The organism is Vreelandella salicampi, from assembly GCF_013415105.1.
GTDB classification, from domain to species: Bacteria; Pseudomonadota; Gammaproteobacteria; order Pseudomonadales; family Halomonadaceae; genus Vreelandella; species Vreelandella salicampi.
Map to the genome: position 1 here is coordinate 149,696 of NZ_JACCDF010000001.1, position 13,963 is coordinate 163,658.

Sequence of the window (13,963 nt, forward strand, 5' to 3'; positions counted from 1 at the left end):
GCTTAAAACTCCCACTCAATGCCGCGCAAGGCCTGCTCACTTAAAGAGACGACGGGTACCCGGAATACCCAGTCGCACTGCTCATCATCAGTGATGACCACGTCTTGAACGTCCTGCCCGGTGATCTCAATCCCAGCTTCCCGCGCCATCCCCAGCCATAGCGCCAAGGTTTCCAGGTCATGGGTGGGCGGCAGGTGTTCGGCCAACTCCGCCAGTGTCAGCCCACGGCCTTCTTCTGCCAGCAGCGCCAGCGTTTCGTGCACCAGGGCATCACGATCCAGGCCATCCAGGGCGTCCCAGAATTCAGCCTCGATATCCCTCAAGTCACTCGCCTGTTGGGCAAAGTCCAGCGCTTCGTCCTGTTCATTTTCCAACGCTTTGAACCGTAAGCGTTCTACCACCGACAGGTTACCTAAGGCAAACCCCAGCGGCGGCAGCGATGACACGTCTGACCGGCGCACCTTCTGGCGCTGCCAGTCCAGCTCCTGGGCCGTATTGAGAATATCGTTAAGCAACTGGCCAACGCGGTGGTGCTCGGCCGCCAGCCCGGTCTTGATAAACCCTTTGACGTCCTTTTCACTGCGCGCACGCGCCTGCAATACCGCCTGGCTTTCCAGTATCAGCCGCATGCGCAACAGTTTGAGATCCTGACGCTGTAACCGATTCAGCGCTTTTTCGGCGGCAGGGTGGACGAGGATAGTGCGTAGCTGCTGGCGCATCATATCCAGCGCAGCGGTCTGCCGCAGTTGCTGAAGGAAGCTGTCGAATACACGCCCTTCTGGCGTATCCAGCAACGCTTCCTGACCATCCAGTAAACGATCCACGATATCGCCCCGATGGTACTTTTCGGACATGATCGACTGGCGCAGCTGGCGGTCAGCCTCCCGCCAGGAGTCTTCCACCCGACGAAAGTCGGCACGCAGCCCAGTGGCAAGCGTAAAGACTTCGCGAATGCGCTCAATGGCTTGCGCCTCCGAAAGCACCGGCACGTGGCCGGCTTCGGCATCGGCCAGCTCACCTTCCAACTGTTTGATCTTGCGACGCAGCGATGCCTTACGACTTTCTGGATTGGGGTTGAGGCCGACTTCCAGGCTTTCGATTTCACGCTGTACCACCGACAGTCGCGAGGCGGTAGACGTCATCACGCGGTTATCCAGCGAGTCGATAAACTGGATCGCCGATGACAGCGCATCGGTGGCATACAAGCGCTGACCACGCTCAGTGACCAGGCCGCGCCGGATCCACTCGCGCAGCTCGCGCCCGGCTTGCAGGCGCGTATTGTCGGGGTCAATGGCGTATTCATCCTGCTCGGCATAACGCCCCAGCATCTGCGAGAGCGCCTCCAGGGCATCCGCCTCGGCAATACCGTCTTCGCTGAACTCAAACAGCGACGTCAGGCACCCTAGTAACAAAGGGGCGCGGGGCGATGCCAGCAACAGCCAGGCCGGGTGCTGCTTGCGGGCAGCGATATAGTGACGTGTGCGCTGCTGGGGGCTACTATCCATTGTTACCTTAGCTGGCCATATTGATGTCTAAACCAACGTCTCCGCCGTCACGTTCGCTGCAGGCGCTTGGGTAGAGTGATGACGATTAATAGCGCTGAGCACGCCCTTCATGGAGGCACTGGTAATACTCTCATCGGTGCCAACGCCAAAGATAGCTTCACCATTAATGCGTACTTCCACATAGGCGATGGCTTCCGCATCTGCACCTTGGCCGCGAGAGTGCTCGTGGTAGTCGATAATTTCCACATCGTGGCCAGCGGCCGCCAGCGCTTTAATAAACGCCGCCAACGGGCCGTTACCTTCACCTTGCAGGGTTTGGCGCTCGCCATTCTCCTCAATCACCGCTTCTAGAGTCACCTTGGGGCTATCCGGCTCGGACGAGAGGCGGTGGTTGATCAGCGCAAACGGCGAAGTCTGCTCCAGGTACTCGTCAGCAAACGCTTGGTAGATCATCTGCGAGGTGATTTCTTTGCCGGTACGGTCAGCCACTTCCTGCACGACCTGGCTAAACTCAATGGACAGGCGGCGCGGCAGCTCAATGCCGTGCTCTTGCTCTAACAAGTAGGAAACGCCACCTTTACCCGACTGACTGTTGACTCGGATCACCGCCTCGTAGCTGCGTCCTACATCAAGCGGATCAATGGGAAGGTAGGGCACATCCCACACCGCATCAGGGTTGGCGCGGCGATCCGCCATGCCTTTTTTGATCGCATCCTGGTGGGAGCCGGAGAAGGCGGTGAACACCAAATCGCCCACGTAAGGATGGCGCGGATGCACAGGCAGCTGGTTGCAGTACTCTACTTCTCGCATAACCGGTGTAATGTTGGAGAAATCGAGTTCCGGAGGCACGCCTTGGGTATACAGATTCATCGCCAAGGTGACGATATCCACGTTCCCCGTCCGCTCGCCATTGCCAAATAACGTGCCTTCTACCCGATCAGCGCCAGCCATCAGCGTCAGTTCTGCAGCAGCCACGCCAGTCCCGCGGTCATTGTGCGGGTGAACGCTAACGATCAGCGTATCGCGGCTTTTGACGTTTCGGCAGAACCACTCGATCTGGTCAGCATAGTTATTGGGCGTTGCCACCTCTACCGTCGCGGGCAAATTGACGATCATGCGGTTATCAACGCTCGGCGCATAGGTATCCATTACCGCTTCGACGATTTCCACGGCAAAATCCATCTCCGTGGTGGTAAAAAGCTCCGGCGAGTACTGGAACGTCCAGTTGGTTTCCGGGTTCGCATCCATCAGCTCACGAATCTGGCGTGTGGCATCCATCGCAATTTTGACACATTCGTCTTTGTTCACCTGGAAAACCACGCGGCGAAACATCGGGTCGGTGGCATTATAAACGTGAACAATCGCGTTTTTGGCGCCCTTTAGCGCTTCGAAGGTGCGCTCAATCAAGTGTGGACGCGCTTGGGTCAACACTTGAATGGTCACATCGTCGGGAATTTTGTCTTGCTCAATCAGCGCGCGCACAAAGTCAAAATCGGTTTGCGAGGCAGAAGGAAAACCCACCTCAATCTCTTTAAAACCGACGTTAACTAACAGGTCGAAAAGCCGCTGTTTGCGCTCGTGATCCATCGGATCGATCAACGACTGATTGCCATCGCGCAGATCAACGCTGGTCCAGATCGGTGCTTTCTCGATACGACGATTTGGCCATTGGCGATCAGGCAGGTCAACGGCCACAAAGGGACGGTATTTTTGGGCGGGATCAGACAACATCATAGCGGCTCTCCTGGAACAAAAAACGCCCCTTTGCCGTGAACGGCCAAGGGGCGCAAATAATACTCGCACAGCTTCGTGTCGCGTCAAATACACAACGGCAGCAGCACTGAGATGTTTGGGGGTAGATAACGTTTGAAACCATGACGACCTCGCAATAATAAACGCACGACAATGCCAGAAGCATTCAGCATTGCCCGACCCTGAAATTTCAGAGGCGGGCGCTAAGTAGTCGTAGGTCTAGTGCGAGGTGCATCAAAGGTGTTTTCATGTCTCTAGAAAATCAGTCTGGGCTCTGTTTGTCAATGCTCTTTGGCGTTTCGTGTGTTTGTGAGGCGCTCAGTGACGCTTCCATGCGATCCAACTGGGTTTGGAGTCGGCGAATATCGTCGTGCATATTGTGGAGTTCTGCGGTATCGCCTTCGCCATTTTCTAACGCCTGCTTATCGCTCTCTTTTTGCATCACGTCCAGGACAATACCGATCATCATGTTGAGAAAAATAAAGGCGGTCAAAAAGATGAAAGTGAGGTAGTAAATCCAGCTCCACGCATACACCTCTTGCGTGGCATACATCACGTCCGTCCAATCTTCAAACGTAGCAATACGAAATAGAGTGAGCATGGCGGTCGCGATATTGCCCCACAAAAACTCATCCACCTCAGCGAACAAGAAACTGCCGAACGCGGCGTATATATAGAAAATAATAAACATCAAAAGCGCCACATACCCCATCCGCGGGATCGACTTCACCAGCGCGACAAGCAGCATTTGAAGCTCAGGAATCATCGATACCAAACGCAGCACACGAAAAATACGCAACAGTCGCGCCAGCAGCACCATCTCCGAGTCATCCAGAGGGATCAAGCTTGCCGTGACGATCACGAAATCAAATACGTTCCAGCCGCGCTTAAAAAAGCTTCGCAGATCACGCTCGGCCGCCATGCGGATCAATATTTCCACCAAGAAGAACACCGTCACGCCGACATCTAAATACATCAGCCATTGTTCAAAACGTGACGTCTCTTCATAAGTTTTAGCGCCGATAACCAAGGCAGAAATCACGATAATCGCGATCACCACCCCTTCAAAAATCTTATTGGAACGCAACGCTTCTAGGCGCGACTGCCAGGTATTGAACGGTTCACTCATGTTTTTTACGTCTCTTCTCCGGGGAACGGCGTTAAATAGCGAAATCTTCAAAATCTCTACAGAGCTGATACTCTCTTAACCTGACTGCTGTATCCTACTTCGCTGCATCGCATTTGAAAGCGGTGCAATGCGACTTTAGACATTTTCATTGGATGCCTCCCATGATACTGCTGTGGATAGCCTTACTGCCTCTGCTGGGCGTTGTGGTGCCGGCGCTACTTGGACAGCGTGAGCGCGCACTGTGCACTTGCCTGACCGCCATTGTACCTGCGATTGCCCTGCTGCTAACGCTAAGCCAAGTTCCAGCCTTGCTGGACGGCGAAACGCTGCGGTTCTCGGCCGCTTGGCTGCCTGAACTCGGGCTCGAACTTGCCTTGCGGCTTGATGGGCTCACGCTGCTCTTCAATCTGCTGATATTAGGTATTGGGCTACTCATTTTACTTTATGCCCACTTCTACTTAAGCCCTGAAGAGCCGTATGGTCGCTTCTACGCGTACTTGCTGCTATTCATGGCGTCCATGGTCGGCATTGCGATGTCCGACAACTTGATTCTGCTTTGGCTTTTCTGGGAACTAACCAGCCTCTCCTCATTCTTGCTGATTGGCTTTTGGTCACACCTAAGCGAAGCACGCAAAGGTGCGAGGATGGCGCTCACCGTCACCGGCGCGGGTGGCCTTGCCCTGCTCGCCGGCTTTTTGCTGCTCGGCGATATCGCGGGGAGTTTCGATCTGAATGTGGTGCTGGCCAGCGGCGACGCTATTCTCGCCGACCCGCGCTACCCTGTCATGCTTGTTCTGGTACTGCTGGGGGCTTTTACCAAATCCGCGCAGTTCCCCTTTCAGTTCTGGCTGCCTCATGCCATGGCAGCGCCCACGCCTGTTTCCGCGTACCTCCATTCTGCCACCATGGTGAAAGCCGGTATTTTCTTGATGGCGCGCCTACATCCGGCCATTGCCGGCAGCGAGCTCTGGACCGTGATTGTGTCCCTGGTGGGTACTGCGACGCTTCTTTACGGGGCCTGGTTTGCCCTGTTTAAAACCGACCTTAAAGGCATTTTGGCCTTTTCCACCGTCAGCCATTTAGGGCTAATCACTGTCCTGCTCGGCATTGGCAGCCCCATGGCGGTGGTCGCCGCGCTGTTTCATATCTTGAATCATGCCACGTTTAAAGCAGCTCTCTTTATGAGCGCGGGTATCATCGACCATGAAACGGGCACGCGCGAGCTGAAACAGCTCGGCGGCTTGAAGAAAACCATGCCCGTCACGGCCCTTTTAACCACGCTTGCCGCGGCCGCCATGGCGGGAGTGCCGCTATTTAACGGCTTTTTGTCGAAAGAGATGTTCTTCACCGAGACGGTGGCCACGCCGGTCCTCGGCGGGCTCAGCTGGCTACTGCCCGCTTTGGCAACTCTCGGCGGTATTTTGTCGGTTGCCTACTCGCTGCGCTTGGTTTACGCCGTCTTCTACAAGCCCGCGCGCAAAGCGCCGCCAAAAACGCCCCACGAACCGCCGCACCTGATGCGCTTGCCGGTCGAAATTTTGGTAGTACTTTGTGTCGTTGTTGGGATATTACCCGGCCTAATGGCCACGGGCCTGCTCGATTTAGCGACTCAAGCCGTGCTCGGCGAGTCGTTTGATTTTTATCTCTCTATTTGGCATGGCGTTAATCTGCCCTTGATGATGAGCATCGCGGCGCTGGTATTCGGCACCGTTATGTACTGGCGCCACAGCGATTTACGCCAATTTACGCAAACTTTTGTCGGCGTCGATGCACGCCGTACGTTTGAGCGCGCGATCGTGGTATTGGGCTACTGGGCCGAACGCTGTGTTGCCGTGGTCGAGGGTAACTCCCTTCAGCGCTACATGGGGCTCTTGCTATTTTCTGCCTTTGTGATGGGGGTGATCGGCCTTGCCCAAATCACTGACCTCACCGGCACATTGGGTAATCAACCCGTAGACGCAATGGCGCTGCTCGGCGCTGGCATGCTGATATTCGGCGGCCTCGCCACCGCAGCGACGCATCGTTATCGCTTGATATCACTGCTAATGCTATCGGTCGTTGGCCTTTTTGTCGCACTGACCTTTGCCCGCTTCTCGGCTCCCGATCTGGCGTTGACACAGCTGTCAGTGGAAGTGGTCACGATGATTTTGCTGATGCTAGCGCTCTTTTTCCTGCCGCAAAAAACCCCTCAGGAATCGAGCCCACTGCGTAACGTGCGCGATATTTTGCTCGCAAGCGCGCTTGGGCTTGTCGTGGCGAGTCTCAACTACGCGGTGTTAACCCGTGAGACGCTATCAATATCTGATTTCTTTATCGAAAATAGCAAACCGGGTGGCGGCGGCTATAACGTCGTTAACGTGATCCTGGTCGATTTCCGCGGTTTCGATACGTTGGGTGAGATTACGGTACTGGCCCTGGCTGGCCTCGCGATATTCAAGCTACTCAACCGCTTACGGCTTTTCATTCCGCACAGTGACGGCGAAGGCCGCGTTTGGTCGCCGGATCGCTACCCGGCAATTTTGACCTCGATTTCCATGGCGCTATTGCCTTTGGCGCTGCTCGTGTCAGCGTTTATTTTCCTGCGTGGGCATAACCTGCCGGGGGGTGGCTTTATTGCCGGGCTTATCACGGCCGTGGCGCTCATTTTGCTTTACATGGCTCGTGGCGTGGAATGGGCACAAGACAGGCTAAACTTCCCCTTCCAACCCGTAGCCGTTGTCGGGGTGGCCATTGCCACGCTCACCGGGCTGGGTAGCTGGCTGTTTGGCTATCCGTTCCTAACCTCAGCGTTTAGCTACGTCACACTGCCGTTGATTGGTACGTTCGAGCTGGCGAGCGCGCTGCTATTTGATCTTGGGGTGTATCTCGCGGTGGTCGGTGCCACGCTGATGATCCTCGCCAATCTTGGCAAGGTCACCACGCCACACCGCCCCATGCTTGAACCATCTGAAAAAGAGGCAGACACACCCAAGCCCAATAAGGAGGCGCGCTAATGGAAATGCTATACGCCATAACCACTGGGGTGTTAACTGCCTGCGGACTTTACCTCACCTTGCGCGGGCGCACCTTCCCCGTTGTTGTTGGCCTTACGTTACTCTCGTATGCCGTGAACCTATTTCTCTTTTCCATGGGCGGTTTAACCACCGATGGCGCCGCCCTAGCTAACCGAGATGGCCACTTTGCCGACCCCTTACCACAAGCGCTTGTGCTCACCGCCATCGTGATTGGCTTCGCCATGACCGCCTTTGTGGTGATTTTGGCCATGCGTGCGCGCAGTGAAGCGGGCAATGACCATGTGGACGGCAAAAAGGAAATTCGCGAATGACTCAACACCTTATTGTTCTCCCTGTGGTCTTACCGCTAATCGCAGGCATTTTATTGCTCTATCAACGCCAAGGTTTAGTGCGCTATAAGCGTTGGGTCAGCGTTGTTGCTACCGTGCTTTTGCTACTCGCTTCCATCGCTCTGGTCACTAAAGCGGCCGGCGGCGAGATCACCTACTATGCATTGGGTGATTGGCAACCGCCGTTTGGCATTGCTTTGGTGCTGGATCGCTTATCCGCTTTAATGCTGCTGGTTACTTCGATTCTTGCCGTTGGGGCCGTCGTCTTTGCCTGCGCGGGTGACGACGAAAAGGGCAGCAATTTTCACGGCCTGTTTCAGTGGCAGCTAATGGGCATCAACGGTGCCTTTTTAACCGGTGATTTGTTTAACCTGTTTGTCTTTTTTGAAGTACTATTGCTGGCCTCTTACGCACTGCTGCTGCACGGCGGCGGCAAAGCCAGAATTCAAGCCAGCGTGCACTATGTTGTTTTAAACCTAGCGGGCTCGTCGCTATTTTTGATTGCGGTAGGTATTTTGTACGGCGCTACTGGTACGCTCAATATGGCGGATATGGCTCAGCGTATAGGCGATCTACCTGCCGAGCGTGAGGGGCTCGTCACAGCGGGCGCATTGATGCTGCTGGTTGTCTTTGGTTTGAAAGCCGCCATTTTACCGCTCTATTTCTGGCTGCCGCGCGCCTACGCATCAGCCCCTGCACCAGTGGCAGCCCTGTTTGCGGTCATGACAAAAGTCGGCATTTACGCTATTTTGCGCGTCTACTCGCTAATTTTCAGCGATCAAGCGGGGAGTCTCTCCGCACTAGAGCAGCCGTGGGTGTGGTGGTTTGGGCTGGCAACCCTTGCCATTGCCGGCGTAAGCGTCCTCGCCGCGCGAGATTTGCGCTTGTTGGTGGCGTATCTTGTCTTGGTCTCGGTGGGCACCCTACTCGTTGGTATCGGCATGCGAACGCCGCAAGCGGTATCAGCACTGCTCTATTATCTGATCCATACCACGCTGATTACCGGTGCCCTCTTTCTGCTCGCGGAGATGATCGGCCAGCAGCGGGGTAAAACGAGCACTCGCTTAGTACGTGGACGCCCGATGATACAAGGCGCCGGGCTAGCGCTTATGTTCTTCGTCGGCGCCATTGCGGTGGCAGGCGTTCCGCCGTTTTCCGGCGCTCTGGGTAAAGCGTTAATGCTCAATGCCGCCGAGGGAGATCAGCGCTTATGGCTCTGGCCACTGGTGTTGCTGTCCAGTTTGGCCGCGTTGATTGCCCTTTCCCGCGCAGGCTCAACGCTTTTTTGGCGCAGTCATCGCGGTAACGCAAGCGGCAAGGTACTCCCACGCCAGCAATGGTTTGCGGTGATTTGGCTAATGAGTGCAGCGCCACTGATGGTTATTTTTGCCGGGCCAGTGAGTGAATACACTCAAGCCACTGCCGCTCAGCTTGCCGACCCGCAGCCACTGATTCAAACGCTGTTGCATGACGCAGGAGATACCCCATGATTGCCTCGCGCCCGTGGTTACCTACGCCGGTTTTATCCCTGTTGCTGCTTTTCGTTTGGCTGCTTTTAGTCCGCAGTACGGCGTTTGGCCAAATCGTACTCGGCGGTGCGCTGGCGATTGCGATCCCCCTTCTCACTCACCGTTTTTGGGATGCGAGACCTCACATTCGCAAGCCGTTATTGCTGCTGCGTTTTGCTCTACGCGTCCTCAAAGATATTGTGGTTGCCAATTTTGAAGTCGCTTACTTAATCGCCAATCCGTGGCGCAAACTACGCCCGCACTTTATTGAGTACCCGCTGATGGTGGAGGATCGTTTCACGATCACGCTACTGGCCAGCACCATCAGCCTAACGCCGGGCACCGTGTCGGCCAACTTGCGCATGGACGGTAAATCGCTTCTGATTCATGCCCTTGATGTGGACGACGAAGAGACGCTGATCCAGCATATCCGTCAGCGCTATGAGCAACCGCTGAAGGAGATTTACGAATGCTGACCGTTGCGCTTTATATCACGCTAGCACTTGTCATCATGGCGCTGCTGTTTAACCTTTACCGGCTCACGGTAGGGCCTGATTTGCCCGACCGCGTGCTGGCACTCGATACCATGTACATCAACTCCATCGCCCTTATCGTACTGTTAGGGCTATGGCTAAACACTAAAACCTACTTTGAGTCGGCGCTTTTAATCGCCATGCTGGGCTTTATCAGCACGGTAGCGGTATGCAAATACATTTTGCGCGGCGACATCATCGAGTAAATGCAGGAGTAATTATGTCTTGGTTCGTTGAAGTGCTGGCCTCAGTGCTGCTTATCGCCGGCGGAATTTTTCTGTTTATTGGCTCAATGGGGATGGTGCACCTGCGCGATTTTTATATGCGTCTTCACGGCCCGACAAAAGCCACCACGCTGGGGATCGGCTGCATGCTGATTGCCTCAACGCTCTTTTTTTGGAGCCAGGACGGCAAGCCCGATATTCAGGAATTGTTGATCACACTATTTCTGTTTATCACCGCCCCAGTGAGCGCGCACTTGCTTTCCAAGGCCGGGCTGCACATGCAGTTACATCATATTGACATTACCGAAGGCGACCCAGTGGAGTTGCGCGAAGAAGAAGTGGCCCAAAAACCGGTACCGCACCCCGACAAAGGCCACGGTTGAACCTGCAGGGCCTGAAATGAGCGCTTGGGCAAAGATAGTGAAGCGCTCGGTTGCGTATTAATCCAGCAAATCGATCTGGCGATAGCCGATTAAATACAGCACGGCATCAATGCCCAGCGTGGAGATCGCTTGTCGCGCCTGGGCGCGCACCATCGGCTTGGCGCGAAAGGCAATACCAAGCCCTGCCTGGGCCAGCATTTTTAAATCGTTGGCTCCATCGCCCACGGCAATGGCTTGATCTAGCGTGAGCCCTTCCCGCAGGGCGATCTGCTCCAGCAACTCGGCTTTGCGTTCAGCATCGATAATCGGCGTTTGCACCTCGCCAGTCACCTTGCCGTTCTCGATCACCAACTCATTGGCATGAATTTCATCAAAGCCCAGTGTTTCTTGCAGATGGCGGGCAAAGTAAGTAAAGCCACCGGAAATAATCGCCGTGCGATACCCCAGATGTTTGAGGTTCACCATCAGCCGCTCAACACCATCCATCAGCGGTAGGTTAGCCGCGATCTCCGCCAGCACCGACTCATCCAGCCCTGCCAGTTTGCTCATGCGTTCGCGGAAGCTCTCCTGAAAATCAAGTTCGCCGCGCATAGCTCGCTCCGTCACTTCGGCCACTTCCTCGCCCACGCCGTGGCGACGCGCCAGCTCGTCAATCACTTCGGTTTGAATTAGCGTCGAATCCATATCGAAGCAGACTAAGCGGCGGTGACGGCGCCATATGGAGTCTTCCTGCAGGGCGATATCCACCCCGTGCTGCGCGCCTAGCGCCAGGGCTTTTTCGCGCAGTGCTTCCAGGTTGGTTTCTCCACCGCGCAGCCAGCACTCCACGCAGGCGCCGTGAACGGGTGCCTCGCCATCTAGGGGTTCACGTCCAGAAAGGCGATGAATCAGCTCCACGGTCAAGCCGAATTCAGCGGTTAGGCCGCCCACTTCGGCGAGAATGCCTGCGGGCAGGCGCGGCGCTAAGAGCGTCAAAATTAAACGTGGTTGGCTCGCTTCTACGCTCCAGCGGTGGTAATCCTCGGCGCTGACGGTGATCGCCTGCACATCTAGCCCCAGTGCATCACCCGCCTCAGACAGCGTAGCTTCCAAGGCGCTGTCGTGATCCAGCCCCACCAGTGCTTCTAGCGACAGCATGCCGAACGTCACGCTCTGGTTGATATCCAAAAGGCGTGCACCACTTTTAGCCAGCGCTTTTCCAAGCGCAGCGAGCTGCCCTGGGCGTGCCACGCCGGTGGCGCGAATTAAACAGCGTTTCATGGATTATTCTCCCGCCTCTAATCGATCAACCTTCTGGAAACCACGTGGCAGTTTGCTACCGCGCCGCCCACGCTCGCTGCGATAGTAGGCTAGATCGCTTGCTTTGAGGGTGAGCTTGCGCTTGCCCGAGTAAATCACCAACGCGTTATCGCCGCTTAATAGGGTCATATCGCGGACAAATTCTTCTCGCCGGGCCGCCCGCGGGCCGGGTATATCAAGCATTTTGTTACCTTTACCCTTAGCCATTTCGGGCAGTTGATCAAGGGCAAAGAGTAGCAGGCGTCCTTCGTTGGACACCGTGGCCACCCATATATCATCGCCGTCAGGCACGGCCACCGGCGCCATTACGCTGCACCCTTTGGGCACTGAGAGCACGCCTTTACCGGCTTTATTCTTACCCGTCAGCTCGCCGAGTTTGGCGACAAAACCGTAGCCGCCGTCTGAGGCAAGCACAAAACGACTCTCAGGCGGAGCCAGCATTACCCCCGCCATTTTTGCACCAGCAGCCACGTTGACACGCCCGGTGACCGGCTCGCCCTGCCCTCTGGCGCTGGGTAGATTATGTGCGCTCAGCGTATAAGCGCGCCCGGTATCGTCCAACAGTACCAACGGCTGATTGGTTTTACCCCGGGTAGCGAGGTGGAAACGATCCCCGGCTTTATAGGAGAGCCCTTCGGGGTCGATATCGTGGCCTTTGGCGGCACGTACCCAGCCTTTTTCCGACAGCACGACGGTAATCGGGTCAGCGCCCAGAAGCTCTACTTCGGAAAGCGCTTTGGACTCTTGGCGTTCGACCAGCGGTGAGCGTCGCTCATCGCCGTGCTCTTTGCCTGCCGCGCGAATTTCTTTCTCGATCAAGGTGGTGAGCTTCGCTTCGCTACCTAATAGATTTTGTAACTGCTTGCGTTCTTTCTCCAGTTCGTCCTGCTCGCCGCGAATTTTCATCTCTTCGAGCTTGGCAAGATGGCGCAGGCGCAGCTCTAAAATCGCCTCGGCTTGACGATCAGACAGCCCAAAGGCTGCAATAAGCGCCGGCTTGGGTTCGTCCTCTTCGCGGATGATGCGGATCACTTCATCCAGATCAAGGTAGGCGATCAGTAAGCCTTCCAGGATATGCAGCCGGTCTTCGACCTTGCCTAGCCGGTGCTCTAGGCGGCGTCGCACCGTGGCGCGGCGAAAGCGTAACCACTCGCTAAGCATGTCGGGAAGCGGCATAACGCGCGGGCGGCCATCCAGGCCGATCACGTTCATGTTCACGCGCGCGCTTTTCTCTAAATCTGTGGTGGCGAACAGATGCGCCATCATCGATTCCACATCCACACGGCTAGAGCGCGGCTCAATCACGAGACGCGTAGGCTCTTCGTGGGTCGATTCATCGCGAAGATCGGCCACCATGGGCAGCTTTTTGGCCTGCATTTGGGCGGCGATCTGCTCAAGCACTTTAGCGCCGCTGACCTGATACGGCAGCGCGGTAATCACGATATTGGCTTCTTCGCGTATGTAGCGCGCGCGCATCTTGACCGACCCCCGGCCGGATTCGTAGAGCTTACGCAGATCCGCTGGCGGGGTAATAATTTCCGCGTCGGTGGGGAAATCCGGCCCGGGTACAAATTCCATTAAATCAGCAGTGGTGGCATCGGGGTTTCTAAGCAGATGGCAGGTCGCTTCGACCACTTCCGCCACATTGTGGGGCGGGATATCGGTGGCCATGCCCACGGCAATCCCGCTACCGCCGTTGAGTAACACATGGGGAAGACGCGCGGGCAACACCACGGGCTCTTGCATGGTGCCGTCAAAATTAGGCGTCCAGTCGACGGTGCCTTGGCCCAGCTCACTTAACAACACCTCAGCAAACTTAGATAGCTTTGCCTCAGTGTAGCGCATGGCCGCAAATGATTTGGGGTCGTCGGGGCTACCCCAGTTACCTTGGCCATCTACCAGCGGGTAACGATAACTAAACGGCTGTGCCATCAGCACCATGGCTTCATAACAGGCGCTGTCGCCGTGAGGGTGGAATTTACCCAGCACGTCGCCGACGGTGCGCGCTGACTTTTTGTACTTGGCGTTGGCATTCAGCGCCAGCTCCCGCATGGCGTAAACAATGCGTCGCTGCACGGGTTTCATGCCATCACCAATGTTGGGCAAGGCGCGATCTAAAATCACGTACATCGAGTAGTCAAGGTACGCTTTTTCGGTGTAATCACGCAGGGAGAGGCGCTCGACGTCGCCCTCCGCAACTTGAATGTCCATGTCGATCATATCCTACCTTAACAACAAAACCGCCCCAGTCGGGGCGGTTGAGAAGCGGACACGCGGCCACTTAATA

Annotated in this window: 11 protein-coding genes; 6 read left to right on the forward strand and 5 right to left on the reverse strand. The window is 55.9% G+C overall.

The genetic code is table 11. The features are described from left to right. Nucleotides 1-2 precede the first annotated feature (2 nt). From HZS81_RS00725 to HZS81_RS00735, 3 genes are all read right to left on the reverse strand, one after another. Entirely contained in the window at nt 3-1,505 is a 1,503-nt protein-coding gene (locus tag HZS81_RS00725) for a DUF3375 domain-containing protein (RefSeq protein ID WP_179928644.1), read from the reverse strand. A 27-nt stretch (nt 1,506-1,532) separates the two neighbouring features. Next, nucleotides 1,533-3,239, reverse strand: coding sequence for a 2-isopropylmalate synthase (gene leuA / locus HZS81_RS00730; RefSeq protein WP_179928645.1), 1,707 nt, complete (start codon nt 3,237-3,239; stop codon nt 1,533-1,535). Nucleotides 3,240-3,519: 280 nt separating this feature from the next. Next, complete coding sequence (locus HZS81_RS00735; protein ID WP_179928646.1) at nt 3,520-4,386, reverse strand: ion transporter; 867 nt, start codon at nt 4,384-4,386, stop codon at nt 3,520-3,522. Between the two features lie 161 nt (nt 4,387-4,547). Between HZS81_RS00735 and HZS81_RS00740 the strand changes: the two genes are divergently transcribed. The 6 genes from HZS81_RS00740 to HZS81_RS00765 are packed head-to-tail and all read left to right on the forward strand — an operon-like array spanning nt 4,548 to nt 10,377. After that, nucleotides 4,548-7,379, forward strand: coding sequence for a monovalent cation/H+ antiporter subunit A (locus HZS81_RS00740; RefSeq protein ID WP_179928647.1), 2,832 nt, complete (start codon nt 4,548-4,550; stop codon nt 7,377-7,379). Beyond that, nucleotides 7,379-7,711, forward strand: coding sequence for a Na+/H+ antiporter subunit C (locus HZS81_RS00745; protein ID WP_179928648.1), 333 nt, complete (start codon nt 7,379-7,381; stop codon nt 7,709-7,711). Before HZS81_RS00740 ends, HZS81_RS00745 begins: the two co-directional genes overlap by 1 nt. After that, nucleotides 7,708-9,219, forward strand: coding sequence for a monovalent cation/H+ antiporter subunit D (locus HZS81_RS00750; protein WP_179928649.1), 1,512 nt, complete (start codon nt 7,708-7,710; stop codon nt 9,217-9,219). The genes HZS81_RS00745 and HZS81_RS00750 overlap by 4 nt, the downstream gene beginning before the upstream one ends. Continuing rightward, nucleotides 9,216-9,713 (forward strand): Na+/H+ antiporter subunit E, encoded by a 498-nt coding sequence (locus HZS81_RS00755; protein WP_179928650.1) that lies wholly within the window; start codon nt 9,216-9,218, stop codon nt 9,711-9,713. Before HZS81_RS00750 ends, HZS81_RS00755 begins: the two co-directional genes overlap by 4 nt. Next, entirely contained in the window at nt 9,707-9,976 is a 270-nt protein-coding gene (locus HZS81_RS00760; RefSeq protein ID WP_075879069.1) for a K+/H+ antiporter subunit F, read from the forward strand. The genes HZS81_RS00755 and HZS81_RS00760 overlap by 7 nt, the downstream gene beginning before the upstream one ends. 14 nt (nt 9,977-9,990) lie before the next feature. Beyond that, entirely contained in the window at nt 9,991-10,377 is a 387-nt protein-coding gene (locus HZS81_RS00765; RefSeq protein WP_179928651.1) for a Na+/H+ antiporter subunit G, read from the forward strand. 57 nt (nt 10,378-10,434) lie between these two features. Here the strand turns inward: HZS81_RS00765 and serB are convergent, their stop codons facing one another. Next, on the reverse strand, nt 10,435-11,637 hold the full coding sequence (gene serB / locus HZS81_RS00770) for a phosphoserine phosphatase SerB (protein ID WP_179928652.1): 1,203 nt from the start codon (nt 11,635-11,637) through the stop codon (nt 10,435-10,437). A gap of 3 nt (nt 11,638-11,640) precedes the next feature. Continuing rightward, nucleotides 11,641-13,896 (reverse strand): DNA topoisomerase IV subunit A, encoded by a 2,256-nt coding sequence (gene parC, locus HZS81_RS00775; protein WP_194249241.1) that lies wholly within the window; start codon nt 13,894-13,896, stop codon nt 11,641-11,643. Between the last annotated feature and the right edge of the window lie 67 nt (nt 13,897-13,963).